Source organism: Thalassospira sp. SN3W, assembly GCF_038070535.1.
Taxonomy (GTDB): domain Bacteria; phylum Pseudomonadota; class Alphaproteobacteria; order Rhodospirillales; family Thalassospiraceae; genus Thalassospira; species Thalassospira xiamenensis.
The window spans coordinates 851,971-878,800 of the sequence record NZ_CP121124.1 but is presented as its reverse complement, the minus strand read 5'-3'; the positions used below and the strand labels follow the sequence as shown (position 1 = coordinate 878,800).

Annotated in this window: 27 protein-coding genes; 9 read left to right on the top strand and 18 right to left on the bottom strand. The window is 54.9% G+C overall.

Annotation, left to right across the window (positions count from 1 at the left end; translation table 11 throughout):
• Positions 1–72: 72 nt before the first annotated feature.
• The 4 genes from P8T57_RS03845 to P8T57_RS03830 all read right to left on the bottom strand — a co-directional run bounded on the left by P8T57_RS03845 (position 73) and on the right by P8T57_RS03830 (position 3,655).
• A complete protein-coding gene (locus P8T57_RS03845; protein ID WP_341364647.1) occupies positions 73–1,836 on the bottom strand; it encodes an acetolactate synthase 3 large subunit in 1,764 nt (587 codons plus the stop codon).
• 151 nt (positions 1,837–1,987) lie between these two features.
• Positions 1,988–2,956 carry a tRNA (adenosine(37)-N6)-dimethylallyltransferase MiaA gene (gene miaA, locus P8T57_RS03840; protein WP_341364646.1) on the bottom strand — a complete coding sequence of 323 codons (969 nt, stop codon included), beginning with the start codon at positions 2,954–2,956 and terminating at the stop codon, positions 1,988–1,990.
• Between the two features lie 25 nt (positions 2,957–2,981).
• The gene (locus tag P8T57_RS03835) at positions 2,982–3,401 is read right to left on the bottom strand and encodes a type II toxin-antitoxin system VapC family toxin (RefSeq protein ID WP_007092044.1); all 420 of its coding nucleotides are present in this window, start codon (positions 3,399–3,401) and stop codon (positions 2,982–2,984) included.
• Positions 3,401–3,655 carry a type II toxin-antitoxin system Phd/YefM family antitoxin gene (locus P8T57_RS03830; RefSeq protein WP_341364645.1) on the bottom strand — a complete coding sequence of 85 codons (255 nt, stop codon included), beginning with the start codon at positions 3,653–3,655 and terminating at the stop codon, positions 3,401–3,403. The genes P8T57_RS03835 and P8T57_RS03830 overlap by 1 nt, the downstream gene beginning before the upstream one ends.
• Positions 3,656–3,786: 131 nt before the next feature.
• Between P8T57_RS03830 and P8T57_RS03825 the strand changes: the two genes are divergently transcribed.
• Positions 3,787–4,428 (top strand): glutathione S-transferase family protein, encoded by a 642-nt coding sequence (locus tag P8T57_RS03825; protein WP_341364644.1) that lies wholly within the window; start codon positions 3,787–3,789, stop codon positions 4,426–4,428.
• 85 nt (positions 4,429–4,513) lie between these two features.
• Positions 4,514–5,404 (top strand): phosphoserine phosphatase SerB, encoded by an 891-nt coding sequence (gene serB, locus P8T57_RS03820; protein ID WP_341364643.1) that lies wholly within the window; start codon positions 4,514–4,516, stop codon positions 5,402–5,404.
• 85 nt (positions 5,405–5,489) lie between these two features.
• Here serB and P8T57_RS03815 read toward each other — a convergent pair whose 3' ends face one another.
• From P8T57_RS03815 to hflK, 4 genes are all read right to left on the bottom strand, one after another.
• Entirely contained in the window at positions 5,490–6,986 is a 1,497-nt protein-coding gene (locus tag P8T57_RS03815) for a DegQ family serine endoprotease (protein WP_341364642.1), read from the bottom strand.
• A 218-nt stretch (positions 6,987–7,204) separates the two neighbouring features.
• A complete protein-coding gene (locus P8T57_RS03810) occupies positions 7,205–7,396 on the bottom strand; it encodes a DUF2065 domain-containing protein (RefSeq protein ID WP_007092039.1) in 192 nt (63 codons plus the stop codon).
• Positions 7,397–7,528: 132 nt separating this feature from the next.
• On the bottom strand, positions 7,529–8,401 hold the full coding sequence (locus P8T57_RS03805; protein ID WP_341364641.1) for a protease modulator HflC: 873 nt from the start codon (positions 8,399–8,401) through the stop codon (positions 7,529–7,531).
• On the bottom strand, positions 8,401–9,531 hold the full coding sequence (hflK, locus tag P8T57_RS03800; RefSeq protein ID WP_007092037.1) for an FtsH protease activity modulator HflK: 1,131 nt from the start codon (positions 9,529–9,531) through the stop codon (positions 8,401–8,403). The genes P8T57_RS03805 and hflK overlap by 1 nt, the downstream gene beginning before the upstream one ends.
• A 277-nt stretch (positions 9,532–9,808) precedes the next feature.
• Here hflK and P8T57_RS03795 point away from each other — a divergent pair, with 277 nt between their 5' ends.
• A complete protein-coding gene (locus P8T57_RS03795) occupies positions 9,809–11,011 on the top strand; it encodes an Mrp/NBP35 family ATP-binding protein (protein WP_114094798.1) in 1,203 nt (400 codons plus the stop codon).
• A gap of 16 nt (positions 11,012–11,027) precedes the next feature.
• Here P8T57_RS03795 and P8T57_RS03790 read toward each other — a convergent pair whose 3' ends face one another.
• Entirely contained in the window at positions 11,028–11,801 is a 774-nt protein-coding gene (locus tag P8T57_RS03790) for a transporter substrate-binding domain-containing protein (RefSeq protein ID WP_341364640.1), read from the bottom strand.
• A 46-nt stretch (positions 11,802–11,847) separates the two neighbouring features.
• Positions 11,848–12,252, bottom strand: a complete 405-nt coding sequence (locus tag P8T57_RS03785) for a hypothetical protein (RefSeq protein ID WP_341364639.1) — start codon at positions 12,250–12,252, stop codon at positions 11,848–11,850.
• Positions 12,253–12,385: 133 nt separating this feature from the next.
• Here P8T57_RS03785 and P8T57_RS03780 point away from each other — a divergent pair, with 133 nt between their 5' ends.
• On the top strand, positions 12,386–13,201 hold the full coding sequence (locus tag P8T57_RS03780) for a helix-turn-helix transcriptional regulator (RefSeq protein ID WP_341364638.1): 816 nt from the start codon (positions 12,386–12,388) through the stop codon (positions 13,199–13,201).
• A 77-nt stretch (positions 13,202–13,278) separates the two neighbouring features.
• Here P8T57_RS03780 and purL read toward each other — a convergent pair whose 3' ends face one another.
• From purL to P8T57_RS03755, 5 genes are all read right to left on the bottom strand, one after another.
• On the bottom strand, positions 13,279–15,489 hold the full coding sequence (gene purL / locus P8T57_RS03775; RefSeq protein WP_341364637.1) for a phosphoribosylformylglycinamidine synthase subunit PurL: 2,211 nt from the start codon (positions 15,487–15,489) through the stop codon (positions 13,279–13,281).
• Positions 15,486–16,175, bottom strand: a complete 690-nt coding sequence (purQ, locus tag P8T57_RS03770; RefSeq protein WP_341364636.1) for a phosphoribosylformylglycinamidine synthase subunit PurQ — start codon at positions 16,173–16,175, stop codon at positions 15,486–15,488. Before purQ ends, purL begins: the two co-directional genes overlap by 4 nt.
• An 81-nt stretch (positions 16,176–16,256) precedes the next feature.
• Entirely contained in the window at positions 16,257–16,496 is a 240-nt protein-coding gene (gene purS / locus P8T57_RS03765; RefSeq protein WP_007092030.1) for a phosphoribosylformylglycinamidine synthase subunit PurS, read from the bottom strand.
• A 118-nt stretch (positions 16,497–16,614) separates the two neighbouring features.
• The gene (gene purC / locus P8T57_RS03760; protein ID WP_007092029.1) at positions 16,615–17,373 is read right to left on the bottom strand and encodes a phosphoribosylaminoimidazolesuccinocarboxamide synthase; all 759 of its coding nucleotides are present in this window, start codon (positions 17,371–17,373) and stop codon (positions 16,615–16,617) included.
• Positions 17,374–17,590: 217 nt separating this feature from the next.
• Positions 17,591–18,370, bottom strand: coding sequence for an NRDE family protein (locus P8T57_RS03755; RefSeq protein ID WP_181849929.1), 780 nt, complete (start codon positions 18,368–18,370; stop codon positions 17,591–17,593).
• A gap of 145 nt (positions 18,371–18,515) precedes the next feature.
• On the opposite strand from P8T57_RS03755, the gene P8T57_RS03750 reads away from it, so the two are divergent.
• The 3 genes from P8T57_RS03750 to P8T57_RS03740 all read left to right on the top strand — a co-directional run bounded on the left by P8T57_RS03750 (position 18,516) and on the right by P8T57_RS03740 (position 20,491).
• Positions 18,516–18,836, top strand: a complete 321-nt coding sequence (locus tag P8T57_RS03750) for a DUF1476 domain-containing protein (RefSeq protein ID WP_341364635.1) — start codon at positions 18,516–18,518, stop codon at positions 18,834–18,836.
• A gap of 158 nt (positions 18,837–18,994) precedes the next feature.
• The gene (locus tag P8T57_RS03745) at positions 18,995–19,672 is read left to right on the top strand and encodes a response regulator transcription factor (protein ID WP_007092026.1); all 678 of its coding nucleotides are present in this window, start codon (positions 18,995–18,997) and stop codon (positions 19,670–19,672) included.
• 120 nt (positions 19,673–19,792) lie between these two features.
• On the top strand, positions 19,793–20,491 hold the full coding sequence (locus P8T57_RS03740; protein ID WP_341364634.1) for a hypothetical protein: 699 nt from the start codon (positions 19,793–19,795) through the stop codon (positions 20,489–20,491).
• 60 nt (positions 20,492–20,551) lie between these two features.
• On the opposite strand, the gene P8T57_RS03735 is transcribed toward P8T57_RS03740, so the two are convergent.
• Complete coding sequence (locus P8T57_RS03735) at positions 20,552–21,493, bottom strand: DMT family transporter (RefSeq protein ID WP_341364633.1); 942 nt, start codon at positions 21,491–21,493, stop codon at positions 20,552–20,554.
• A 97-nt stretch (positions 21,494–21,590) separates the two neighbouring features.
• On the opposite strand from P8T57_RS03735, the gene P8T57_RS03730 reads away from it, so the two are divergent.
• Complete coding sequence (locus P8T57_RS03730) at positions 21,591–22,499, top strand: LysR substrate-binding domain-containing protein (RefSeq protein ID WP_341364632.1); 909 nt, start codon at positions 21,591–21,593, stop codon at positions 22,497–22,499.
• Between the two features lie 57 nt (positions 22,500–22,556).
• Here P8T57_RS03730 and purB read toward each other — a convergent pair whose 3' ends face one another.
• Positions 22,557–23,867: an adenylosuccinate lyase gene (purB, locus tag P8T57_RS03725; protein ID WP_341364631.1), complete on the bottom strand. Its 1,311-nt coding sequence runs from the start codon at positions 23,865–23,867 to the stop codon at positions 22,557–22,559.
• 343 nt (positions 23,868–24,210) lie between these two features.
• Between purB and P8T57_RS03720 the strand changes: the two genes are divergently transcribed.
• On the top strand, positions 24,211–25,941 hold the full coding sequence (locus P8T57_RS03720; RefSeq protein ID WP_341364630.1) for an HD domain-containing phosphohydrolase: 1,731 nt from the start codon (positions 24,211–24,213) through the stop codon (positions 25,939–25,941).
• A 37-nt stretch (positions 25,942–25,978) separates the two neighbouring features.
• Here P8T57_RS03720 and P8T57_RS03715 read toward each other — a convergent pair whose 3' ends face one another.
• The gene (locus P8T57_RS03715; protein ID WP_063094896.1) at positions 25,979–26,749 is read right to left on the bottom strand and encodes an SDR family oxidoreductase; all 771 of its coding nucleotides are present in this window, start codon (positions 26,747–26,749) and stop codon (positions 25,979–25,981) included.
• Positions 26,750–26,830: the final 81 nt, after the last annotated feature.

Below are 26,830 nucleotides of genomic sequence, written 5' to 3'. Positions count from 1 at the left end.
ATTCAATGTGCAGCCCGGCCCGGCCTTTGATTTTGGTTTTGATGATGTCTTGACGCGAACGGGTTTCGCGGATCAGACCAGAACCATCCCTTCGTCGGAATCAATGGCTTCGTCACCGGTGGTTTCCGCACCAAGCAGCATTTCATTATGCGGTTTGCCCGACGGAATCATCGGATAGCAGTTTTCCTTGTCATCCACAGCCACATCAAGGATCACCGGACCATCAATCTCAAGCATCTGCTTAAGTGTATCGTCCAGATCGGCCGGGTTGTTGCAGGTAAGACCGGTAAAGCCGAATGCCTCGGACAGTTTCACGAAATCCGGAAGGGATTCGCTGTAACTTTCCGAATAGCGCGACCCGTGCAGCAATTGCTGCCATTGGCGGACCATGCCCATGTAACGGTTGTTCAGGATGACGGTTTTCACCGGCAGGCGATACTGGGTCAGCGTCGCGCATTCCTGAATATTCATCATAATCGATGCATCACCGGTAAAACAGACAACGGTGGCATCCGGGTGGGCAACCTGAACGCCAAGGGCCGCAGGCATGCCATAACCCATGGTACCAAGCCCGCCCGACGTCATCCATTCATGCGGATGTTCAAAACCAAAATGCTGGGCCGCCCACATCTGGTGCTGGCCGACATCGGTGGTAATGTATGTCTTGCGATCACGCGTGAGTGCATGAACGCGACGGATCACATGCTGCGGCTTGATGATATCCTTGGGCTGCTTGTAGGACAGGCAATGCTTGCCCCGCCAGCCTTCGATCTCATCCCACCAGCTATCAAGCGCCTTGGCTTCGATCTTGTGCTGTTTGGCTTTCCAGATTTTCATCATGTCTTCAAGGACATGACCGACATCGCCGACAATCCCGATATCGACCGGAACGTTTTTGTTGATCGAGCTTTGATCAATATCGATCTGGATTTTCTGCGAACCCGGCGAGAAGAAATCAAGGTTGCCGGTCACGCGGTCATCAAATCGTGCACCAACCGCAATCATCACATCGCAATCGTGCATCGCCATGTTCGCTTCGTACGTACCATGCATGCCCAGCATGCCAAGATACTGTTTATCCGAAGCCGGATAGGCACCAAGCCCCATCAGCGTCAGCGTGATCGGAATGCCGGTCAGACGGGTGAATTCCGTCAGGACCTTGCAGGCCTGGCTGCCGGAATTGATGACGCCACCACCGCAATACAGGATCGGCTTTTTCGCTGATGCCAGCAGTTCCAGCGCTTCCTCGATCTGGCCACGGTCGCCTTTGACAACCGGGTTATAGGTGCGGTGCTGAACCTGTGACGGTTCAAGATACGGTGCCTTGGCAACCAGAATATCTTTCGGCAGGTCGATCACGACCGGACCCGGGCGGCCGCTTGACGCAACGTGGAATGCTTCATGCATCGTGCGTGCAAGCTTGGCACTATCCTTGACCAGATAGTTATGCTTGGTGCAGGGGCGGGTGATGCCGGTGGTGTCGGCTTCCTGAAAGGCGTCATTGCCGATCAGGTGGGTCGGAACCTGCCCGGTCAGGCAGACAATGGGAATCGAATCCATCAACGCGTCGGTAAGGCCGGTAACGGCGTTCGTTGCACCCGGACCACTGGTTACCAGAACAACGCCGACCTTTCCGGTCGAACGTGCGTAACCTTCGGCGGCATGCACGGCTGCCTGTTCATGGCGTACTAGGATATGACGAATCCTGTTTTGCTTAAATATCTCGTCATATAGCGGTAGGACGGCGCCGCCGGGATAGCCGAACACGACTTCCACACCCTGATCTACCAGGGCCTGCAACACTACTTCCGAACCGCTTAAAATACGTTCTGCCATGTTTTTCGAGCCTCTTCCTTAGCGACAACAACGTGTCGCGTGATAACCGCGTGGTTGATACATGATCCAATTACCCTTGAACTGGAGTTGAAAAATCCGCCGAAACGGCGGTTTTCCGCCATTTCGACGGCGGAAGGGCCAACCTATCGCCTCACTTTGGCGTGGTCAACAGAAATTGGTGAACATCATTACGCAATTTGTCTGCCAAACTTTCCGAATATTGCGTGTCGATGATCTCCTTGTCACTCATCTGATGGCGAAACCACGTTAATTGACGCTTGGCATAACGCCGGGTTTCGCGTTGTGATTTCTCTTTGGCGGTCTCAAGATCGATCTCGCCGGCAAGGTAGGCTGCAATCTCGCGCACACCGACGGCCTTCATCACGGGCGCTGTTTCCGGCAGGTTTTCAGCCAAAAGTCCGCGAACTTCCTCAATCGCGCCCTGTTCGATCATCAAATCAAAACGCTGGTTGCAGCGATCATAAAGAATGTCGCGCGGCGGCATGTAGCACAGCTTTTTGAAAACCATGCCTTCGGGTGGTGTCACCATCGGCTCATGATGCCACGCTGCCAACCCGCGCCCGGTGCCCGCCAGAACCTCGGCCGCGCGGATCAGGCGCTGGGTGTTTGACGGATCAAGGGTGGCGGCTGTGTCGGGATCGCGTTTGGCAAATGCTTCAAAAAAGGCCTGATGTCCGTCTTTTTCAAGCTCGGCTGTGACCTGGTCGCGAATCCCGGCAGGAATATCGGGAATCGGCGCGATCCCCTCGGTCAGGGCATTCAGATACATGCCCGTACCCCCGGTAATGATCGGAAGCTTGCCGTTTACATGGCAGTCGGCAATTTCCGCTATCGCCATGTCGCGCCATTTCCCGGCCGAACATGGCTCGCGCCCGGATAGTACGCCATAAAGCCGATGCGGCGCGCGCGCGATCTCGCGGTCATCGGGCCGCGCACTCAACACACGTAGTTCCCTATAGACCTGCATGCTGTCGGCATTGATCACCACCCCGTCAAACGCCTCCGCCAGATCAAGGGCCAAGGCGGACTTGCCGCTGGCTGTTGGCCCGGCAACGATAAGGACGGGTTGGAAGGGAATCGTGCTGCTTGGCTGTGTCATATCAATTTGTTTCTATATCGGGATTTTATGGCTGCCACGGGTCAAGCAGCTTCACGCCTGTCTGTTCAAAATCACGAATGTTCCGCGTCACAACCGTCATGCCATGTACCAGTCCGGTTGCCGCGATTAGGGAATCCCGCTCTGACTTCGGATCGGGAACGTGCAACCGGGCACATTGTCGGACAACTGTCTCATCTATTGACAGAATGCGATTTTCAAACGCGCACAGGACATGGGCTTCAAACCATTCGCGCAATATGCCCCCCTGATCGGGAGCTCGACGTTCTAGTTGCAAAATCCCGGTCTCGATTTCCAAGATGGTTACGACCGAAATATAAAGACTGGCAGTCGGGACAGAATCCGCCCATCGAACAACATTTCCGTCGGCTTTTCCGTTACCGGCTTTGCGCAATTCCGATATGACATTCGTATCAAGGATATACATCAAGAAAAATCAACCGGACGTGTGATCGGCTGCATGCGCGGCGGCTCAAACTCGATATCGCCTGCTGCTGGCATGGCAAGAAGATCAACAATTGACGGCAATTGCCCGGTCAGTTTCTGGTAATCTTCAATCGACAGCAAAACATGCGATGGCTTGCCCCGGTCCGTGATCATGACCGGCCCGTTGCGGGATGCCTTTTTGGCTCCGCTCGTGTCCTGATTGAAATCACGGCTCGTGATTGTTGTGATACCCATGGCTCGCCTCCAATATTGTAGCAACAATGCTACAATTTCTGCGCGCGTTTTTCAATAATGTAGCAACAAGTCTATATCTGATAAGGTCTCGTGTTATGTTTCGACCGTTGTGACTTTGCGGGAACAAACGCATGTCGGTAATCTTGTATGGCTATCATTATAGCGTTTATACGCGCATCGTCAGAATGGTACTCGCCGCCAAGGACATTGCGTATCGCTATGTCGAAATTGATCCCTTTTCCGACAATCCTGATCTGGCTTACCTTGATCTACACCCCTTTGGTCGGGTTCCGGTGATCCGTAATGGTGATTTTGTCCTGTATGAAACCGCACCTATTGCGCGATATCTTGATGAAATTTCCCCTCCTGTATTGCTTTCACCACCCGATCCCGAAAGTCGGGCGCTGATGATGCAAATGATCCAAATTGCGGATAGCTACGGATACTGGCCCATGGTGCGACAGCTCTTTGCCCATCGCGTCTTTCGGGTGGCTGAGGGCGAGGAGCCTGAGGAAAACGTTATCGCCGAAGGTAAAGTCGCATCACGAAAAGTTTGTGAAGCACTTGATAAGCTTGCCCGCGAGGGGGATTTCCTGACAGGGGCGACGATCAGTCATGCCGATCTGCATCTTGGCGCGATGATGGCCTATTTCACGTTGGCCCCGGAAGGGCAGGAAATTGTGAATGGCTTTCCGCGCCTGCAACGCTGGTGGGACCGGATGGCTGGTCACACCCTTCTTCGGCAAAGTAATCCGGGCTTACCCATAGCGTGAAGAAAACTCCTTGTCTTTGCCGGTCGCAATACGGATAAAGACGAAAATCTGATTTACCTTTGTCCCGTCAAGGAGCCCGCAATCCATGGATCTGGTCCTGACCCTGATCGCTGCCCCCAATTCGAACGCGCTAGGTGAAGATATTGTCGCGCGCGCCAAAACCGTTCTGGCCGGGGCCGGGGCGCGTGTCGGGGATGTTTCGTGGCTGGCGGCGGGTGAGGCCTGTGATATCGGCTTTGGCGGGCTCAGCCTCGATATTGCCGATACGGCTCTTCGCGATGCCGCTCTTGGGGTCGATGCCGTGACCCAGACTGCCAAAACGCGCCGCAAGAAATTGCTGATTGCCGATATGGACAGCACCATGGTCACCGGTGAAACGCTTGATGAGCTGGCGGCCTTTGCCGGGGTCAAGGACCGGGTTGCGGCGATAACCGCGCGTGCGATGAATGGTGAACTGGATTTCGAGGCCGCCCTTGATGAACGGGTCGGGCTGCTGGATGGCATGTCGACCGACATGCTGGCCGAGGCATGGAAAACCGTTGAATATACCGGCGGGGCCAAAACGTTGGTGGCGACCATGAAGGCCAATGGTGCCTACGCTGCCCTTGTGTCGGGCGGGTTTGATTTCTTTACCGGTGCCGTGCGTCGTGAACTGGGTTTTGATTTTGATCAGGCCAATGTGCTGATCACCAAAGACGGCACATTGACGGGCAAGGTTCAGAAACCGGTGCTTGACCGTCAGTCAAAGGTCGATGCGCTTGAAAAACTGACCGCCCAGCAGGGTGTCGGGGTTGAGGACGCCATTGCGGTTGGCGATGGTGCCAATGATCTTCAGATGATTTCACTGGCCGGGACCGGTGTGGCGTTTCATGCCAAACCATCGGTTCAGGAACAGGCGCGCATCTGCATCAATCATGGTGATCTGACCGCATTGTTGTATCTGCAAGGATATGCACAATCCGATTTTTCGAGCTGATAGCGGCAATCATAAGCCGGAATGCAAAGAGGGCGGCCCGCAAAGGCCGCCCTCTTTGATTTTGGGAGAGTAAAACCCGAAGGTCTTAATCTTCCTTATTCAGCGTCAGGCCGAAGTAACGCGGTCCCGCCGAGGTTTCAATCAGCATCAGGATGGTGCGTTTGTCATCATCCATTGCCTTTTTGACCGCGTCTGAAACTTCCTCGACCGAGGAAACCGAGCTGTGCGATGCCTCGATAATGATGTCGCCCGGGCGAACACCCTTTTCGGCGGCATAGCTGTCACGATTAACCTCGGTCACGATGACACCCTCGGTGCCTTCGGCCAGGTTATAGCGGCGGCGCAGTTCATCATCGACATTGGCAATCTTCATGCCCAGCGGCTTGATTTCGGCTTCGGCAATTGCGACCGGTGCCTGTTCTTCGCCCGGTTCCGCAGATGTTGCGACAACGTCTTCTTCAAGTTCGCCAAGTTCGACCTGAACGGTTTTCTTTTCTCCGTCACGCCAGATCACAACATCGACATCCTTGCCGATTTTGGTTTCGGCAACGATACGTGGCAGGCGGCGCATGCTTTCGACTTCCTTGCCGTCAAACGACAGGATGACGTCGCCCTGTTTGATGCCAGCTGCTTTTGCCGGGCCATCATCGGATACACCGGCAACCATCGCGCCGGTCGATTTATCAAGTCCGACCGAGTCTGCGATATCGTCGGTCACGGTCTGGATGTGGACACCCAGCCAGCCACGACGGGTCCGGCCATATTCCTTGAGCTGATCAACAACCGACTGTGCAATTGCCGAGGGAATTGCAAAGCCGATACCAACCGAACCGCCCGACGGCGAATAGATTGCACTGTTGATACCGATGACATCGCCATCAAGGTTGAACAGCGGCCCGCCCGAGTTGCCCCGGTTGATCGATGCATCCGTCTGAATGAAATCGTCATACGGACCCTGATTGATGTCGCGGTTGCGTGCCGAAATGATCCCGGCTGTCACCGTGCCACCAAGGCCAAACGGGTTACCGATCGCCATGGCCCAGTCACCAATGCGGGAACGATCGGAGTCACCCCAATTGACGAAGGGCAGGTCTTCTTCCGGTTCGACTTTCAGAAGAGCGACATCCGTTTTCGGGTCGCGGCCAATCAGTTTTGCCGGAAGGGTATCGCCATCATGCAGGCGCACCGTGATTTCGTCGGCACCATCGATCACATGGTTGTTGGTCACGATGTAACCGTCAGCCGAAATGATAAAGCCCGAACCAAGTGCGGTCGCACGGCGCTGTTGCGGAGTCTGGCCCTGACCCTGTCCGCCTTGTCCGTTGCGATCCATAAAGTCCTTGAAAAGATCTTCAAACGGCGAGCCGGGAGGGAACTGGAAGTCCGGTCCCTGACGTTCGGCCACCATCTGACTGGTCGAGATATTTACCACACTGGGCAGAAGCTTTTCGGCCAGGTCTGCGAAACTTTCAGGAGCGGGGCGAGCGTTCGCAATCTGCGAGACGCTGGTCACGCCAAGAAGAACAATCACCAGCGCAGCCGTAAATTTGCTTCGCGCCGGGTTGTATAATGCTTTTAGCATGTGTCTGATCCTGTTCGTTGCCGCGTTCACGGTATTGAATTTTTGCAGCACGCGATGCTGTTCTTTTGGATAGTTCATGCACCGCTTAACTAGCCAAGTTAGCGCCGAGTTTGTCAGAAATTTGGCAGGCTTGAGAAAAATCAAGGAAGAGCTCTGGTTTTTCTGTGTTTTCACACAAGAAGGCGCAAATATGCGCGAAATGCCTTGAAACTTTGCCCTCAAAGCCAGACCCGCATCCCCCAGATCGCAGCAATGGCGGCAATCGCGGCAACAAGGCCACCGATCCGAAGCTGGGATTCGGGGATTTCCTGCATTAGCTCCATCACACGTTTCGCCCCGCCCGGGAACAGCGAATAAAACATTCCCTCCAGCGCGATGGCCAGGAGAATAGCTGTGGCGAGTTCCTTCATGGGCGTGGACGTTCCGGCGTTTCTATGAACCTGTGTGCGATATAACTATCAACAGGACATTATTTTCAAACAAAAAAGGGCGACCGGCACACTATGCCGGTCGCCCTAGTGCTTTGTCCAGCACCCGTTTGTCTAGCGCGTTGCGCCAGGCGTGGAGTTATTAAAGTACTGGAAGAACTCGGAATCTGGTGAAATCACCATCGTCGAGCCATCCGAAAGGGCCTCGCGGTAGGCTTCAAGCGAACGATAGAACTCGAAGAAACCGGCATCCTTGCCATAGGCTTCACCCAGAACGATGTTTCGCTCGCCATCGCCTTCACCGCGCAGGACTTCGGCCTGGCGGCGGGCTTCGGCCAGAATGCCAACCCGTTCACGATCCGCTTCTGCCTGGATTTTCGCCTTCAGCTCTTCACCCTCGGCGCGAAGCTGTGCGGCTTCGGCGATACGCGAAGAACGCATACGGTTATAAACCGCCTGCGACGTTTCCTGCGGAAGGTCGGTACGACCGATACGGACATCGATCAGTTCGACACCGAATTCCTTGGCCGGTTCGATCAGGGTAGACTGGATTTTCTCCATGATCTGCGACCGGTTGTCCGACAGCAGGGCGACAAGCGGGGCCTGTGCAAGTTCGCCACGAATGACCGAGTTCAGACGCTGGCCAAACAGCTGAACAAAGTTCGCTGCATTGGTTGCGCGCTGACGGAATTGCAGCGGATCAACGATTCTCCAGCGGGCAAAACTGTCGACATTGACACGTTTCTGGTCCGACAGAAGAACCTGCTGCACCGGCGGATCAAGTTCAAGAATGCGGCGTTCGTAATATTCCACATTCTGGATCGGCAGTTTGAAATGCAGACCCGGTTCGGAAACCGCATGAACCGGATTACCGAACTGAAGCACCAGCGCCTGCTGGTCCTGACGGACGGTAAACATGCACATGGATGCAACCACGGCCGCGATGACGACAACGACGCCGGTGGCAATAAGTTTAGGACTTGCCATTAGTTGTTGCCTCCTGCGTTCGAGCGTTTCTGGATTTCGGGCAATGGCAGGTAAGGAACGACGCCATTGGCACCTTCACCCTTCTGATCAAGAATGACCTTGTTGGAGTTCTTCAGAACATCCTGCATGGTTTCAAGATACAGACGACGCGTGGTGACATCCTTCGCGGTCAGATAGGAATTATAGACCGAGGTAAAGCGTTCGGCCTCACCCTGGGCGTTCTTCACAACCTGATCCTTGTACGCGCGGGCTTCAAGAACCATCCGTTCGGCTTCACCCTTTGCACGCGGGATGATGTCATTGCGGTACGCCAGTGCTTCGTTCTGTGAACGATCACGGTCCTGACGGGCACGCTGCACGTCGTTGAACGCATCGATAACATCACGCGGCGGGTCAACCTTCTGCATTTTCACTTCTGCAATGAAAATACCCGACTCATAGCCATCCATAATGGATTGCAGCAAGGTGCGTGTCTGCTCTTCAACGCGTACACGACCAACCGTCAGGGCTTCTTCCAGACTGGTTTTGCCGATGACCTCGCGGATCGAACTTTCAGCTGCAAGCTTGATGGTGTTTTCCGGATCGCGAACATTGAACAGGTAGGCACCCGCATCGCTGATACGCCACTGAACGACATAATCAATGTCGATAATGTTCTGATCACCGGTCAGCATCAGGCTTTCTTCCGGGACATCACGGGCACCACCGGTGCCGGTGCCATTGCCACGGTAACCGATTTCAATCTGGTTGGTGCGTTCGACGTTCGGCTTGATGACTTCGCCAATCGGGGCGGGCAGGAAATAATTCAGACCCGGACCGGTCGTGCCAACCCATTTGCCAAACAGAAGTGTAACACCCTGTTCACCCGGCTGGACGCGATAGAAGCCTGTCAAAAGCCACAACCCGATTATGGCAATACCGATCAGGACAAAGCCCTTATAGCCACCACCACCGGGGAACAGCCGCTTCAAGCGTTCCTGGCCTTTACGAATCATTTCATCAAAATCGGGGGGCGTGTTACCGCCGCCGCCGCCGCCACCCTGAGGACGCTGTCCCCACGGATTGCGGCCGCCGCCATTGTTTCCGCCACCACCCCAGGGGCCGCCGCCCCCTTGTGAATTCCAAGGCATCGAGTGTCTTCCTCTTCTTGCCGTTCGGTGTTTATTTATGCTTACCGAGCTTGGGACATGAGCCCATCAATAACATGCCTGTTCACTTGCTTATCGCGGTCATCTGACCTATTTGCGCGTCAAGAACCGTCTCAATCCTTTTATCGAAGCAGAGTTGCATGTAATTAATGGGGCCACGCCCTAAGGCCTTATATGACAGCTTGTCCTGCAAAACAACGATACGCGCCTGCAGGTTCTGTACGATCACGGACTTAAGCCATTTTTCGGAGACTGCAATATGACCTCGCCCAACCGGGAACGCATTACTGAAGCCCTTTCAAGTGTTATCGATCCGGCTGACGGCAAGACTATCGTTGAAAAGGGTATGGTACAAGGCATTGATATTCATGACGAAACCGTGAACGTCATAATCGCTGTTGACCCGCAACGCGGGGCTTCTCTTGAAGATCTGCGCCTTGCGGCCGAACGTGCCGTTGCCAATGTGAACGGGGTCACAACAGCTCGTGTGGCCCTCACCGCAGAGCGTCCCAAAGGGGCTTCTGCCCCGGCTCAAGGTGGTCATTCGCATCCCCATTCTCATGATCATACACATGGGGCGCAACAGGGCGCACCGCAAGCAGGGCAACGTCCGCAAGGTGCTGGGCAAAAGCCGCTCGAAATGACGGGTGTCCGTTCGATCGTCACGGTTGCGTCGGGTAAGGGCGGGGTGGGGAAATCCACCACTTCGGTCAATCTGGCGCTTTCACTGGCGGCCAAGGGGCTTAAGGTCGGTCTTCTCGATGCCGATATCTATGGGCCCAGCCTGCCACGGATGATGGGCCTTCGTGATGCCAAACCAACCCATTCCGACAAGGAAGGCAAAATGGTGCCGCCGTCGGCCTTTGGCATCCGGATCATGTCTATCGGGTTTATGGTCGATGAAGAACAGCCGGTGATCTGGCGTGGACCGATGGCGATGGGCGCGCTCGAACAGCTTCTGCGCGACAGCGATTGGGGCGAACTCGATGTTCTGGTCGTCGACATGCCACCGGGGACCGGCGATATCCAGCTTTCGATGGCGCAACGCGTGCCGGTCACGGGGGCGGTTATCGTTTCCACCCCGCAGGACATTGCCCTTTTGGATGCGCGCAAGGGACTTAATATGTTCCGCAAGGTTAATGTGCCGGTGCTTGGCCTGATCGAGAATATGAGCTATTACAAATGCCCGGAATGCGGCCATGTCGACCATGTCTTCGATCATGGTGGCGCACGCAAAGCCGCCGATGAACTGGGGGTCCCGTTCCTTGGTGAAATCCCGCTGGACCTTAAAATCCGGCTGGGTGCGGATGAAGGCAAACCAATTATCCATACCGATCCCGAAGGTGAACATTCCAAGGCCTATGCCGCGATTGCCGACAAGATCGCCGCGGCAATTGACGAACGCGTCGGACCGAAAACCGCACCGAAGAAAAGCCTGTTCCCGAAAATCAGCTTCCGTTAGGTCGCCCGACTTTCGCCTAATAATTGCTGGCACCCTGCAAAACTTCTTGAGCGATGCGTTGCAGGGTGCCGTTTTCGCGCAGTTCTTCGATGGATCGATTGATCATCGTCACCGTCGATATTGTCGATGATGCACGGTTGAATACGATATAGGTCGGGTTTTCCCGGATCGGGGTTTTGCTGCGGACGACCTTGTCGCTTAGTCCCAGCCGTTTGACCCAGACATCCCCTGCCTCGCCAATCGCGATGACGGTATCGACCCGACCAAGTGCCAGCATCTGAAAATTCTGTTCGTCCCCGGTGGCTTCGGATGCGCTAAACACGCCGCGTTTGCGCGCATCATCAATCTGATCCCCGTAGCTCCATCCGCGAATGACACCAACGGTTTGGCCGCGCAGGTCATCAATCTCGGTTGGATTGTCGAATGTGCTCTGGCGCTGATACAGCATCAGCTGTTCTACATGGATCGGCTCGGAAAAGACGTATTTCTTCTGGCGTTCAAGATTCTTGTATATCCCGGCAACACCGCCCTTGTTGGCATCAAGGTTTTCAATGGCGCGTTTCCAGGGGACGGCAACGACATCGACATTTATGCCGGCATGTCTGAAAATCGCACGGATCAGGGCCGGGTAAATGCCCGCGGCCTCATCCCCGGCACGATACATAAAAGGCGGATTGGCTTCGTCGACATAAATGGTTTCGGCATGGCTTTGCGTCGCCGGCATCAGGACCGCGAAGGCCATGCCGACGACGAGTATCAATAGGGCAAATAATCTTGCCGGAAATGTCATTCTGGCCCCTGATGATGCTTCTGTACCGTAAAGAAGACATGGGGCGTCAGGATGCCACCGACAAGGAATGCGATGCTGCAAAGCGATATTCCAGTGCCGCGATGCCCATAACGCCCAGTGCCTGTACGATGACAAAGCCATATCCGATGGCTGTAGGAACGCCAACCGGGGCGATCAGCACCGCAAGACTGGCAAGGACCCAGCCCAGATTGCCCACAACGATCAACCGGACAAGAAAGCCATTTGGACGGGCTTGCCATCCGGTGGCAAACATCAAAACGGCACAGGGAAACAGGATGATCCCGGCATAAAGCAGCAAATCGGCAGGCAGGCCCAGCAGGCCCGCAAGGAAAGCATTGCCGATACACAGCAGCAGGCCGAAGAGAAGGCAGGCTACCGCGTCAAGCATCAGGACGGTTTTCAGCATTTTGTTTGGCACATCAATAGACATCTTTTTTACCTTTCGGTTGATTGTGGTTCGCGAACCTTGCCGAAAAGTGGGAAAGAATACGATTACCTGACAGGTAATGTTGGTTCGAATTGATCGGTGTTAGGATTACGTCATCAATAATGACGGTGATCTGATGAGCGCGATAAAACCCGATCCGTTTGGCAATGTGCTTAAGGTCTGGCGCAAGCAGCGTCGTATGAGCCAGCTTGACCTTGCAAGCGAGGCCGCCATATCGACCCGGCATCTGAGCTTTCTTGAAACCGGTCGCGCCCGGCCCAGCCGCGACATGGTTTTGCATCTGTCCGAATGTCTTGATGTGCCGCTGCGCGAACGCAATGCGATGCTGATTGCCGGGGGATTTGCGCCCATCTATGCCGAACATGATCTTGGCACCGATCAGTCGGCTGCAATCCGGGCGGCGGTGGATCGGATATTGGCTGCACATGAACCTTATCCGGCGCTGGCAATGGATCGGCACTGGAACATGGTGGCCGCAAACCGGATTGTGCTCCTGTTGATTGGCGGGGTTGACCCGGAATTTCTTAGGCCGCCGGTCAATATCCTGCGGCTGAGCCTGCATCCAAACGGGCTTGCACCTCGGGTCGTGAATTACGTCGAATGGCGCGACCATTTGCTGGATCGATTGCGTCGCCAGATTGCAGTGACGGCCGATGTGAAACTGCGCGGCCTTTATGACGAGGTCAGCCGTTACCGTGCGCCCGTAAATGCAGGCGAACCCGGTGCCGCTGACGGGGCAGAGGATCTGTCCGGGCTTGTCGTGCCGCTGGTTTTGCAAAGTGACGCCGGTGAATTGCGTTTTGTCAGCACAACCACGGTCTTTGGCACTCCGGTCGAAGTCACATTGTCCGAACTTGCCATCGAAACCCTGTTGCCAGCCGCCACCCAAACGGCGGCCACTTTGCGGGGGCTGGCGGCCGATTTGCGTTAATTTGAACCGAACCGGGCCAAAGCACAAAACCCCGCCAGATTTCTCTGACGGGGTTTTGTGTTTGTAGTGTAGACGGCTTACTGGACGGCTTCTGCCATGAAGTTCGGCATCCAGCCTTCGTTCAGTTCGCGCAGCTCGGCAAGGGATACCTTGGCACCACCATCGATGGTGACCGCGTCGCCACTGGCCTGACCGATGATGACGGCGGCGACATTGGCGCTGCTAGCGGCATTCAGGACCTTGTCCGGATCGCGGGTAGCGATCACGTAACGGCCCTGATCCTCGCCAAACAGCCATGCGACTTCGCTGCCGGCTTCGGGCAGGTGCAGGTCAGCACCAATATTGCCGGCAAGGCACATTTCGGCAACCGCGACCAGAAGACCGCCATCGGCGATATCATGGCAGGTACGTACCAGACCAAGCTCGATCAGTTCGCGCACCAGCGTACCAGCCCGTTTTTCCGCATTCAGGTCGACCGGCGGCGGGGCGCCTTCTTCGCGGCCCTCGATGGTTTTAAGATACAGCGACTGCCCAAGTTCACCGGTCGCGGCACCGATCATGATCAATGCACTGTCATCACGTTTGATGGCGATGGTGGCATGATGGCCCAGATCGGAAATCACCCCGACGCCGCCAATTGCCGGGGTCGGCATGATACCGACGCCATTGGTTTCGTTATACAGCGACACGTTGCCCGAAACGACCGGGAAGTCGAGTGCGATGCAGGCCTCGGCAATTCCCTGACATGCGCCAACAAACTGACCCATGATGCGCGGGCGTTCCGGGTTGCCGAAATTCATATTGTCCGTGATCGCAAGCGGTTTGGCACCAGTTGCAACCAGATTGCGATAGGCTTCGGCAACGGCCTGTTTGCCACCTTCGACCGGATCGGCCATGACATAGCGCGGGGTGCAATCTGTGGTGGCTGCAATGCCCTTGTTCGTGCCTGAAACGCGCACGACACCGGCATCACCCCCCGGACGGACAATCGTGTTGCCCATGACCAGATGGTCATACTGTTCCCAGATCCAGCGACGCGATGCCAGATCCGGCGACGCCATCAGGGTTTTCAGCGCATCGACATGGCTGACCTTGCCCGAAATGCTGGCCGGATCGATACGATCCTGCTTCGGGGTCGGTTCCCACGGACGGTCATATTCCGGCGATGCTTCGGCCAGCGGATCGATCGGAAGATCACCGGCAACCTCGCCATGCCATTTCAGAACCATGCGTTTGGTATCGGTCAGGATACCGATGACGGCAAAGTCGAGTTCCCATTTGTCAAAGATCGCCTTGGCGGCGTCTTCGCAACCGGGTTTCAGGACCATCAGCATGCGTTCCTGCGATTCTGAAAGCATCAGTTCGTAGGGCGTCATGCCTTCTTCGCGCATCGGGACTTTATCGAGCCACAGTTCGACACCAACGCCGCCCTTGGACGCCATTTCGAACGAGGAGGATGTCAGACCGGCCGCCCCCATATCCTGAATGGCGACGATCATGTCGGTCGCCATCAGTTCAAGGCAGGCTTCCAGCAGAAGCTTTTCGGTGAACGGATCGCCGACCTGAACGGTAGGACGCTTTTCATCGCTGTCGTCATCGAACTCGGCCGAGGCCATGGTCGCGCCATGGATACCGTCACGGCCGGTTTTCGAACCGACATAGACAACCGGGTTTCCGATACCCGCCGCCGCCGAATAGAAGATGTTGTCTGCATCGGCCAGACCCACGGTCATCGCATTGACCAGGATATTGCCGTTATAGGAAGCATGGAAATTGGTTTCCCCACCGATGGTCGGGACACCCATGCAATTGCCGTAACCGCCGATGCCTTCGACCACACCGCTTAGCAGGTGGCGGGTTTTCGGGTGATCCGGCTCGCCAAAGCGAAGCGCATTAAGATTTGCAACCGGACGGGCACCCATGGTGAATACGTCACGCATGATGCCGCCAACGCCGGTTGCCGCACCCTGATAGGGTTCGATAAAGGACGGGTGGTTGTGGCTTTCCATCTTGAATACGGCGGCCTGACCATCACCAATGTCAATAACACCGGCATTTTCGCCCGGGCCCTGAATGACCCAGTCGGCCTTGGTCGGAAGGGTTTTGAGCCATTTTTTCGATGATTTGTAGGAGCAATGCTCCGACCACATCACCGAGAAAATGCCAAGCTCGTTGATATTGGGCTCGCGGCCCATGATTTCGAGGACGAGTTTGTACTCTTCCTCGTTCAGGCCGTGTTCCTTGACCAGTTCCGGCGTGATCGGGGTGTTGAAATCGTTAGCACTCACGATGCTGCCTCCACCAAGCTTTTGAACAGATTGCGGCCATCGGTGCCACCATGGAGCGGATCAATCGCATTTTCCGGGTGCGGCATCATGCCAAGGACATTGCCCGCCTCGTTGATGATGCCGGCAATATTGCGCTGCGACCCGTTCAGGTTGGTTGCCGGATCAACAACACCATTGGCATCGCAATAGCGCAGAACAACGCGACCTTCGCCTTCAAGGCGGTCAAGCGTTTCGCTATCGGCAAAGAAGTTGCCGTCATGATGGGCTACCGGATAATCGACAACGTCGCCGGTTTTGTACTGGTTGGTGAAGCGCGTATTGGTATTTTCGATCTTCAGATGCGTGTTCTTGCAGATGAATTTCAGGCTGGCATTGCGCATCAGCGCGCCGGGCAGCAGGCCTGCTTCTGTCAGAATCTGGAAACCGTTACAAACGCCAAGGATGGTGACACCGGCTTTGGCGCGTTCGGCAACCGCACGCATGATCGGGGATTTGGCCGCCATGGCACCACAACGCAGATAGTCGCCATAGGAAAAACCACCCGGGACCATGATGATGTCGGTCTTTGGCAGTTCGGTTTCGCCATGCCAAACCACGGTTGGCTTGGTGCCGGTGGCCTGTTCGAGTGCTGCAATGGCGTCATTCTCCCGGTTAATGCCGGGGAAGAGGATGACAGCGGATTTCATGAAATACCGTCTCTCGATTAATATCCGTTACTTGATCGCGACAGACAAAGGCCCTGCAACGGCAAAGCCCCGCCCGGGCAGTTAGGCCAGCTCGATGCTGTAATCTTCGATCACGGTATTGGCGAGAAGCTTCTCGCACATTTCCTTGACCTCGGCGCGTGCCTTTTCGACGTCGCTGCCATCCAGTTCGAGTTCGATGAACTTGCCCTGACGGACATCATTGACACCGGCAAAACCAAGACCCTGAAGGGCGTGGTGAACGGCTTTACCCTGCGGGTCAAGAACACCGTTCTTCAGGGTGACGTGGACACGTGCTTTCACGAGAAGCTCCTTTGAGTGCGCACTCGCCATACGGCGATACTTGTTTGCAAACAATAATGTACCGGTTCCGAAGGTTCCGGCGTCGATAAGAAAAGGCCGCGCAAGCGCGGCCTTTGGATTATTTGTCTTTGTTCAGCGATTCTATATCTGCTGACTCAGGCAGGACGCCGAGACGGCGCGCCACTTCCTGATAGGCTTCTTCTACCCCGCCAAGATCGCGGCGGAACCGGTCCTTGTCCATCTTTTCGTTGGTGACGGCGTCCCAAAGGCGGCAGTTGTCCGGGCTGAATTCATCGGCGAGAACCAGATGCATGAAATCACCTTCCCAGACGCGGCCAAATTCAAGTTTGAAATCGACCAGTTTGATGCCGATGCCGCGCATAAGACCGCACAGGTAATCATTGACGCGAAGGGTCATGCCAACGATTTCTTCAAGCTCTTCGGCACTTGCCCAGCCAAGGGCAAGGATATGCTCGTCAGAAACCAGCGGATCGCCAAGGGCGTCGTCTTTGTAATAAAACTCGACAATCGGGCGCGGCAGACGTTCGCCTTCTTCAAGGCCAAGACGTTTTGCCATCGAACCGGCGACAATATTGCGCACCACGACTTCGATCGGAACGATTTCGCATTTCTTGCAAAGCTGTTCGCGCATGTTGATGCGGCGAATGAAATGCGTCGGGATACCTATTTCCGCCAGACGGGTCATGACGAATTCGGTGATCATGTTGTTCAGGACGCCTTTGCCGGCAATGGTGCCGCGCTTCTGTGCGTTGAACGCCGTGGCATCGTCCTTGAAATACTGGATGATGGTTCCGGGCTCGGTACCTTCGTACAAAACCTTGGCTTTACCCTCGTAGATGGGCTGCTTTCTGGACATTGGCGGGATCTTTCACATCTTTGCTTGCGGGGAGTGTCCCCGAGCACCCTGAAAATCGCGCCCCCCGTATAGCAGTGCTGACGCAGAAACTCAATTGCCGTGTAGGTCTATTTACGCAGACTTGATAATAGGATTTTGCAACCGTCCGTCTGACAGGTTGTTGCAGCGCAAATGGCCCGCCAAATCCGGGCGTTGCGAGGCGAAATTAGTGGGGTGCCTAAATCTCAACCGGGTGAAACGGAACCTTGTCTGGTTGCCCATTGGCGAACAGCCAGACCGGTCGGCGCGGCAGTTCGTTTTTCTGAGTCGGAATGGCCGGAAGGCCGATCAGGGAAGAACAGATCGTCTCGAACCCGATATTGCTGCGCACCAGCATGGCATCAGCACGGATGTCATGATGTTCTGGATCGGGTTCCATCAAGCCGGTATCGGCCAGAAGTGCCTGCCAGGCAAACCAGTCATCGGCTTCGGGGTTGGGTGGCGGTGCCGTTAAAAAACGCGGAAGGTTGCGTTTGGTGCGTTCGCTGTTGGTCTTGTCATTCAGGTCATGGGCGGTGATCATCGACAATCCTTCGGGGATATCGGTGATTTCAATTTTGCCATCCCCCCGATTGGCCAGCCAGTAAGCATCGCGGTTATCGGCAATCACCATATTGAACGGTCGATAGGCTGTGCCATCAAGTTCGGCAAGTGCCTGGGCGGCATCAATGGCATCGGCATGATCAAGTGCTTCAAGCGGCAATTCCCCGCGGGACCGTTTGTCGTCGGCGGGGCCAAGTGTGCCAAACCGGTTCAGGACCGCTGCCACCACGCCATCTTCGTTGATGCCAAGCCATGTTCCGCCGCCGGTTTCATCCAGTCCGGCGATAACATCTGGGCGATCCTCCCAATGGCGGGCAGGGGCCTTCCACGGGCGGTTGTTCATTTCGTCGCGATTGGCGCCGATAATCACCGGCCATTCATGGTCGGGGCGGCGCAGAATGATAAATGTACACATGACCCAGATCAAAGCGACATGGACCGGCATTTGTCAAATTCAAAAGTATCACAGCACCACGGTGACATGACGTGGTACAGTCCATAAATAAAGGACAACGGGGAAACGTCCCGCCAAAAAACAAATCAGATGGAGGAGTGCGCACATGACGAATTTGACCGAACGCGAACGCGGTTTCGAGGCAAAATACAGCTTTGATCTTGAACAGAATTTCCGCATCGAGGCCCACCTTTATAAAAAGCTTGCCGTTTGGGCCGGCGATGAAATGGGTATGACCGAGGCCGAAAGTCAGGCCTATGCTGCAAAAGTCATCGGCGATGTTATTGCAAATCCTCAGGAGAACGGGGTGATTTCGGTGATTCTGGCCGATTTCGGACGGCACAATATCGATATGACGGTTAGCGAACTTAACCGTAAACTCGAAGCGTTACGCCCAATCGCACGTGCCGAAGTGCTCGAGGAATAGTTGTTTCCCCGAAATAAGAAAAAGTTCGGATTTGCAAACCATTAGCCGGTTTCGTATTCTGTTCCCGGATCAAGAAAGATTTCTGGTTGCAGCCACGCGTTGTTTTGCTTGTTAATGTTCAGGCATGGTTGTGGGTCAGGTAAAGAAGGGTAAAGGCTTTGCGTATCCTGTTGGCAGACGATCACGATCTGGTTCGTGAAGCATTATCACTGCTATTCCAGCAATATTTCGAAGGTTGTGAAGTGGTCGAAGCCGGGGCGCTTGACCCGGCGCTGGAGCATATCGAAGCTCAGAATGATTTCGATCTGGTGCTTCTGGATTTGCGCATGCCCGGCATGAACGGGCTTGAGGGACTTAAACGCACGCTTGAAAAGGCATCCAAAACAACCTCGGTCGTTTTGCTTTCCGGTGCCTATCGCAGCGAAGATGTGCGTCATGCCATCGAAAATGGCGCACACGGCTTTATCCCCAAAACACTGCGCGGGCAGGCACTTGCCAATGCGATCCAGTTGGTTCTGGCGGGTGAAAAGTATCTGCCATCCTCGATCCTTAATGACATGGGGGATGGATTTGGCGGCGGTAGTGACGGCGAACCGCGCATGGCTGGCGGATTTGGCAACGAAGGCGATTTCAGCCGGTTGACACCGCGGGAGCGTGAAGTTCTTGCGCTTTTGGCCGAAGGGCGGCCGAACAAGGATATCGCGCGGCATCTTGATCTGCGCGAAATTACGGTGAAATATCACCTGAAAAACATTTACCGCAAACTGCATGTGTCCAACCGTGCACAGGCGGTAAAAATTGCACTTGAAGATATGGCGCGCGCAGGAAACTTGTAGTAAGCTTGTCAAAGGCAGCGCTATCTGACGCTCGAAACCCGGCTCGTGATTTCACGGGCCGTTTTTCTTTGGCGGTTTGGGCTACTCCCCTCGTAATGTCACCTGAAACGAGGAACTGAAATGACCATCCGTATCGCCCTTGTCGGGGATTATAATCCCGCCGTTACTGCCCATCAGGCTATCCCCAAGGCCATTGGAATCGCGGCTGCCGAAATCGGTATTCCCGTTGAATATGACTGGATCGCAACGCCGTGTTTTGATGGTGGTGCGGGGCAGATACTGTCTGGCTATGACGGGATGTGGTGTGTTCCGGCCAGTCCGTATGAAAGTCTTGAAGGTGCCCTTGCCGCCATCCGTTTTGCGCGTGAAAACGATATTGCCTTTCTGGGCACGTGCGGTGGCTATCAGCATGCGGTTCTGGAATATGCGCGTAATGTTCTGGGGCTTTCCAATGCCGCGAATGCCGAAATTGATCCGGATGCGGAATTGCCGCTGATCGCGCCGCTAACCTGTGCATTGATTGATCAGGATGGCGCGATTGATTTGGCCGCGGGGAGCCTGATCCGTGATTATTGCGGATCGGATCATCTGATTGAAACCTATCGGTGCAGTTATGGGTTTAATCGTGATTATGCGGGGCTGCTGGCAGGGCAGGCGTTGCAGATTGGGGCATGGGATGCAGATGGCGATCCACGTGCGGTGGAGTTGCACAATCATCGTTTCTTTATCGGCACGGCATTTCAGCCGGAACGATCCGCCCTGCGCGGTGAAAATCATCCGCTGATCACGGCCTTTGTCAAAGCTGCATCGGAAAAATAGCCACCCAAAAAGGGCACCCCCGTGATCAACGCGGGGGTGCCGTCCATGAGATGGAGAGTCTCAGGCACGTTCGGGCAGGTTGTGTGCCCGGACATTCGGTGATGTCGTGTTTGTAGATGACGGCGGCGTTCTGCCCGACTGGATTATGAAGACACCCGACAGGATCATTGCGGTCGCAACGATATCGGTTGCGGAAACCGGTTCGTCCAAAATCAGACTGCCGGTCAGAAGGCCGATGACCGGCGGGATATAGGTGACCCCGGCGGTTTTGACAGCGCCCAGTTTACCGATCAGGAAGTAATAACACATATAGGCAATGCCGGTTCCAAACATGCCAAGGCCGATGAAAAGGCCGGTGGCGATTTTCCAGTTGGTAAAGATCGCATCCATACCGGAAAAATCGCAAATCAGCAGAAGCGTTACCGCCGAAATACCAAGCTGATAAGTGCAAAGTGCAATTGGCGAAATGCCAAGCGGGCTTAGGAATTTGCGAACATAAACAAATGAAAGCCCGACACAGCCCGACCCGATGGCGACATAAAGAACCCCCATCAGATCAATACCAGACGCACCGGATTCCCATGGTTTTGCAATGATCAGGACACCAGTAAAGCCAAACAGCAATCCGATGATGGATCGGATATTGACCGGTTCGCTGCGCAGGAAAATCGCCGCCGCGATAAAGGAAAACATCGGGATCACACCGCTTAGCATCCCGGCAACGCTGGATGGCAGAAGCGAGATGCCCTTGGCAAAGGCAAGGTAATAGACGGTGGCCGCGAGAAGTGACATGACGATGAAATGATGCGTATGGCGCAGATGTTGCCAATGCAGCACCTTGCGCGCCATTGCAAATGCCAGAACCGGCAGAAAGCCCATGATGACCCGCACGGTCACGACCTGCATTGGCGATATCAGGCTGCTTGCCGTTTTGTTGAACAGAAAGGTCATGCCCCAGCACAGGGCAAGAAAGCCAAAGACGAGGTATGCGTTGTTCTTCATGGCCGGAACTTTCGTGGGGGTCATGTCGCGATTGTAGGACCGGTCCAAATGGCGTACAAATCATGTTATCTGGATTATGGAATAGAAAATTTGCATCATGAGTTCATATCCGCCGCTCAATTCCTTGCGTGCGTTCGAGGCATCTATTCGATTGAATAGTTTTTCTCGTGCAGCGGAAGAGCTGAATGTGACGCCGGGTGCCGTCGGGCAGCAGATCAGAAAGCTTGAAGACTGGCTGGGAGTGGAACTGTTTGTTCGCTCGGTCCGGCAGGTGAAACCGACAGCCGACGGGCTTGATTATGCCGCGCGCATATCACCCGCCTTGCTGCAGATCATCGATGCCAGTCAGCATTTGCGCGGGCAGCGCGAACATACGGTGCGTGTGGTCATGCCGCCAAGTTTTGCCGCGAAATGGTTTTCCAAACGGATGGCGCGGTTCCTGATCGATTATCCGTCAACGTCACTTCATGTCGGGTCGTCGGTGCAATTTACGGATTTTGATCGCGATCCGGTCGATATTGCCGTGCGGTATTTTGACGGCAATGACGACAAACTTGAATCCGTCCTGATCTATCGCGGTCAGGCGGCGGCATTCTGTTCGCCGGCCTATCGCGACCGCATGGGGTTTGAGCATCCAGCCGATCTGGCGCGTGCGACTTTGTTAAACGACATTCTGCATGACTGGTGGGAAGAATGGCTTGGCCAGTTTGCCAGGATGAACCCAAGCGAGATTGCCGCAATCAAGCGCATTGAAATCGATCAGACATCCATGGCAATCGAGGCCGCGATTCACGGACAGGGTGTGGTAATGGCCAATCCATTGCTGGCCGAAGAAGACGTGATGGAAGGCAAGCTGGTCCATCTGTTCCCCGAACAGGTTCTGGTCGTTCCTTCGGGATACTATCTGGTGCATCCAAAAAACCGGGAACTGCGCGGTCAGGTGAAGCTGTTTCGCGACTGGCTGCTGGGCGAGGCACGGGAACTGACATTGTCGCAAAACCCGTAAACGAAAAAAGCCCCGGCAAATTGACCGGGGCTTTGATTTTAGTGTGCGGTGCTAAAGTCAGTCAGCAAACACGCGGGCGAAAATCGTGTCGACATGCTTGGTGTGGTAACCAAGGTCAAACAGGCTTTCGAGCGTTTCCATCGGGATTTTCGCGGTAACGTCTGCGTCGGTCTTCAGAAGCGACAACAGATCGCCTTCGCGGTTCCAGACCTTCATCGCGTTACGCTGAACGATACGGTACGAATCCTCGCGCGAGACGCCATGCTGGGTCAGGGTGAGGAGCACGCGCTGCGAGAAGACCAGACCGCCCATCTGATTGAGGATTTCGTCCATTCGTTCCGGATAAACGACAAGGTTTTCAACCACATTGGTCAGGCGCATCAAAGCAAAGTCGAGGGTTACGGTCGCATCCGGGCCGATATTGCGTTCGACCGATGAATGCGAAATATCGCGTTCATGCCACAGGGCGACGTTTTCCATGGCCGGGATCGCCATCGAACGGACAAGACGTGCAAGGCCGGTCAGGTTTTCGGTCAGAACCGGGTTGCGTTTGTGCGGCATTGCCGACGAACCCTTCTGCCCCTTTGAGAAGAATTCCTCAACTTCGCGGACTTCGGTACGTTGCAGGTGGCGGATTTCAGTGGCGAGATGCTCGACCGAGGATGCGATAACGCCAAGGGCGGCGAAATAGGCGGCGTGACGGTCGCGCGGTATCACCTGGGTTGAAACCGGTTCCGGTTTCAGGCCAAGCTTGGCGGCAACATGTTCTTCGACCTGCGGGTCGATATTGGCAAATGTGCCGACCGCACCGGAAATCGCACAGGTCGCGATTTCTTCACGCGCGACGACCAGACGGTCGCGGTTACGTTTGAATTCGGCATAGAAGGTTGCCAGTTTCAGGCCAAAGGTCACAGGCTCCGCATGGATGCCGTGCGAACGGCCCATGCAGGCGATGTCCTTGGTTTCATAGGCGCGCTTTTTAAGGGCGGCCAGAAGCTTGTCCATATCTTCAAGCAGGATGTCGGTTGCCTGAACGAGCTGGACGTTAAAGCAGGTATCGAGAACGTCGGAGCTGGTCATGCCCTGATGAACGAAGCGAGCTTCTTCGCCGACCTGTTCTGCCAGTTCCGTCAGGAAGGCGATCACGTCGTGCTTGACTTCGGCTTCGACAGCATCAATGCGATCAATACGGTCCTGGGTATAGGGCTTGTTGCCTTTTTCCCAGACCAGTTTGGCAGAGGCAGTCGGAATGACGCCCAGCTCGGCCAGTTTGTCGGCAGCGTGTGCTTCGATTTCAAACCAGATACGGAATTTGTTCGCCGGTTCCCAGATTGATGTCATCTGCGGACGGGAATAACGGGGGATCATGCAGTCGCCTCCGGGCAGGATGGTTGGGTGCCGGGTCATGACCAGATTGCGTGATCAGCGAAGTGCGATGCTGGTTCCGGCACGCTTTCAACGCGTCGGATAGTCCAAATTGCCGCGATTGGCAACCCTGCATCGGGTCATGACAGGTTTGTTATCGCGTTTTTATCCGTATGGAACTTGCCATCTGCTAAGATTATCTCAATCTCCCGATGGATATAGTTTGCAGAACGAACATTTCAGAACAAGGACGGCAAACCGTTCTGATGGAGAGTGGACACAGATAATGGCCCGTACCTATGACCCGTACCTATGACCCGTACTTGTGATGCGTATCGGGGATGATTTGAAAAATCGTCCGAACGGCATAACCGAGAGCGTAGACGCCGATGCGCATTACCTTGCGCAGTTGGTCGATCTTGGCATTGCCCTGTCGGCTGAACAGGGCCGCGAAGAGCTTCATCAGAAAATCCTGATGGCAGCCCGACAGTTTACCAATGCCGATGGCGGGTCGCTGTATCTGGTCAACAAGGACGAGACGGAACTTCAATTTCGTATTCTGATGAACGATACGCTTGATACGTTCTTCGTATCTGGCCGCGAAAACGAGAAACCTTTTCCACCCCTGCCGCTTTATGATGCAGCGGGCAACCCCAATCACAAAAACATCGCCACCTATGTCGCGTTAAGTGGTGAATCGATCAATATCGAGGATGCCTATTTCGCCGACGGGTTCGATTTTTCCGGCACGCGAGCCTTTGATGCCAAAACTGGTTATCGGTCGAAATCATTCCTGACTGTACCGCTTAAAAATACACGCGGTACTGTGATCGGCGTGTTGCAGTTGATTAATGCGCGTAACGATGCGGGCGATATTATTGCCTTTGATCCGGCAATCGAACCAATCATCAATGCGCTGGCAAGTCAGGCGGCGGTGGCACTTGAAAATAGCCGCCTTTTGATGGCGCAGCGCGACCTGATGGAGAGTTTCGTGCGTGTTCTGGGGCAGGCAATTGATGCCAAATCCCCCCATACAGCCCATCATTGTGAAAAAGTACCCATCATTGCCCGCATGTTGGCCAAGGCCGCCGTCGATGAAAAACGGGGAACATTTTCCAATTTCTATCTGACGGATATGGAGTGGTACGAGCTTGATCTGGCCGCTTGGCTCCATGATTGCGGCAAGATCACCACACCCGATCATGTGGTGGAAAAGGCCACCAAACTTGAAACCATCCATAACCGTATTCACGAAATCCGCACCCGGTTCGAGGTCCTCAGGCGCGATGCCGAAATCGAGATGCTCAAACGCAAGCTCGCGGGCGAGGATGCCCAACGTTGCGATGCCGATTTCAACGCCCGGATTGCCGAACTTGAAAGCCAGTTTTCAATGGTTGCGCACAGCAATATTGGTGACGAGGAACTCGATACCGACGCGGTCTTTGCCCTGCATGAAATCGGGGCGCAGGAATGGGTGCGACATTTTGACCGTACCATCGGGCTTTCATGGGCCGAAAATCAACGCCTGACCGAAGATGACCGTGCCAAATTCAGCCAGCCCGGCGTTGAAAAGCTTCTGGATGACCGCCGCGATCAGGCCTATCTGGGCATTAACCGCGGCGAACTCTATAACCTTTCGGTTCCGCGCGGCACCCTGACATCCGAAGAGCGCAAGATCATCAATGATCATGTGGTCGTGACACAGGAAATGCTCGCACAATTGCCCTATCCCAAGGAATTGCAACGCATTCCGGCAATTGCGGGCAACCATCACGAAAAAATGGATGGTTCGGGCTATCCCAACGGATTGCTTGGCGAAGATATGGGCATTCTCGAAAAGGTGATGGTGATTGCCGACATCTTCGAGGCACTTACTGCGGTTGATCGTCCCTATAAACGGCCCAAGATGTTATCGGAATGCATCGCGATCCTGGCCGACATGCGAGACAAAGGACAGATTGATGGCGACCTGTTCGATCTGCTGTTGTCATCTGGCGTTTATATCGAATATGGCCGCAAATATTTGCAACCCGATCAATGTGACGAAGTCGATATTACGCAGTTCTTGCGCAGGTAAAAACGGGCCGGACACATAGCACCCGGCCCGCCTTTGATCAGGTTCGGTTGATCGAAACCCCGCCATCGGCAAGGAATGGCACCCCGGTCACAAAGCTTGCCGCGTCGGATGCCAGAAACAGGGCGGCCTGCGCCATTTCGGACGGTTGTGCCATACGTTTTAGCGCATGCAGGCTGTTGACGAACTGTTCGACCTCCGGCCCGGCACCGGGTTTGTTGGTGATGCTGGCCGGGGTATCGGTCCCGCCGGGCAGAAGCGCATTGACCCGAATGCCCTGTGGTCCGTATTCGGCTGCCAGCGACTTCATCAATCCGATCATGCCTGCCTTGCTGGCGGCATAGGCCCCCATGCCGGGCATCCCGACTGTATGACCGACAAAACTGGATGTCAGAATCATTGATCCCGAACCATTGGCAAGCATCGCGGGCAATTGATATTTCGCCCCGAAAAACGCTGATGTGAGGTTGGTTTCGATCATTTCATGCCAGTTTTCGGTTGCCATATCGGGGATTGAAACCGATTCCCCGACCATCCCGGCATTATTGACCGCGATATCAAGCTTGCCGAAATGATCAAGGGTGGCCTCGACCAGCTGTTTTGAAATTGCTTCGTCCGTGATGTTGCCGGGAACCGAAACCGCCATGCCACCGGCATCGCGAATATCGGCGACCATATCGTCAAGCAGATCGGCGCGCCGCGCATTAAGGACAAGTTGTGCGCCCTGCTTTGCAAAAAGTTCGGCCACGGCGTGGCCGATGCCGGAACTGGCCCCGGTGATGATTGCGGTTTTACCGTCCAGTGTGAACATGTTGTCGTCTCCTGTGTCATGATAGGATGGCCAGCAAGGCCGAATGTCGGGACGCTAGATTGCGAACGGAAACGTATCACT